Source organism: Photorhabdus kayaii, from assembly GCF_025384895.1.
Classification (GTDB): domain Bacteria; phylum Pseudomonadota; class Gammaproteobacteria; order Enterobacterales; family Enterobacteriaceae; genus Photorhabdus; species Photorhabdus kayaii.
Genome location: NZ_JAJAFZ010000172.1, coordinates 1 through 1,538, shown reverse-complemented (window position 1 = coordinate 1,538; position 1,538 = coordinate 1). Strand labels below are relative to the sequence as shown.

Sequence of the window (1,538 nt, the reverse complement as noted above, 5' to 3'; positions counted from 1 at the left end):
TTCCCACATAGCGAACTGCATAATTTATATGGTCCAACTGAAGCCGCGATTGATGTTACCTCTTGGTTGTGTGTACCAAACAAATATGTAAGTTTGGTACCCATTGGTCGACCGATCAGCAATACCCAAATCTACATTCTGGACGACTATAACCAGCCAGTACCAATTGGGGTGGCCGGTGAGCTCCATATCGGTGGGGCTGGGGTAGCGCGTGGTTATTTAAACCGCCCGGAATTGACGGCAGAGCGCTTTATTGCCGATCCGTTTAGCGATGAACCAGCGGCCCGGCTCTATAAGACCGGCGATCTGGGCCGCTGGTTGCCGGATGGGAATATTGAATATCTTGGGCGCAATGACTTCCAGGTCAAGATCCGCGGTTTTCGTATTGAGTTAGGCGAGATTGAAGCCCGGCTGGCGGCCTGTGACGGTGTGCGGGAGGCAGTGGTGGTCGCCCGGGAAGACGCGCCGGGTGACAAGCGGCTGGTGGCCTATCTGGTGCCGCAGGCCGGAATGGGGCTGGACGCCGCAACGCTGCGGGCTGAGTTAAGCACAAGCCTGGCGGACTATATGCTGCCCGGTGCATTTGTGGGACTGGAGGCGTTACCGTTGACACCGAATGGCAAGCTGGACCGGCAGGCATTGCCGGCCCCGGACCAGCGTGCGGTGGTGACACGGCAGTATGAAGCGCCACAGGGTAAGCTTGAGCAGCAGCTGGCACAGATTTGGCAGGACTTGTTAGGCGTGGAGCGTATCGGCCGCCACGACAACTTCTTTGAGTTAGGCGGGCATTCTCTGTTGATCGTCAGTGTGATCGAGCGATTACGCCTGATGAATTTGCACCTAGACGTGGGAACCGTTTTTGCCGAACCAACGCTGATGGCGATGGCTGCCCGTGTCAGCAAGGAGGAAAATATCGCGGGCGAGGGTGTTCCCGAGAATCGTATCCCCGGAGATACCCAGGTTATCACACCGGAGATGCTGCCGCTGATTATGCTGAGTCAACCCGAGATAGACAGCATTGTAACTGACGTTGCTGGTGGCGCTGCCAATATCCAGGATATTTATCCACTCGGCCCGCTACAGCAAGGTATCCTGTTTCATTATTTATTGGGGGGGGAAGAAGACCCTTACTTATTGCACACTATAATGGCGTTCGACAGCCGACAGCGTTTGGATGGCTTTTTGGCTGCCTTGCAACGGGTAATCGACCGTCATGATATCTTGCGCAGCGCGGTGCATTGGAAGGGATTACCGGAGCCGGTGCAGGTGGTGTGGCGTCAGGCGCCATTGCGGGTTGAAGAACTGAGCTTATTGGCGGGGGAAGATGCAGAACGACAACTGTATCAGCACACTGACCCTAAGCAGATGCGCTTGGACGCGACCCGAGCGCCATTAATGTCGGCCACTATCGCGCAAGACCCACAATCCGGTGAATGGCTGCTGGCGCTACTGCCTCACCATCTGGTGTGCGACCATCTCACGCTGGAGTTAATGTTCCATGAGATTCAGGCACTCTTACAGCAGCAAGAAGAGCATCT

The 1,538-nt window shown here is 55.7% G+C and carries 1 protein-coding gene; it reads left to right on the top strand.

All coding sequences use genetic code 11. From position 1 onward, the window contains the following. On the top strand, nucleotides 1-1,538 hold a 1,538-nt coding region (locus tag LGZ98_RS23675), incomplete at both ends, for a condensation domain-containing protein (RefSeq protein ID WP_262978723.1).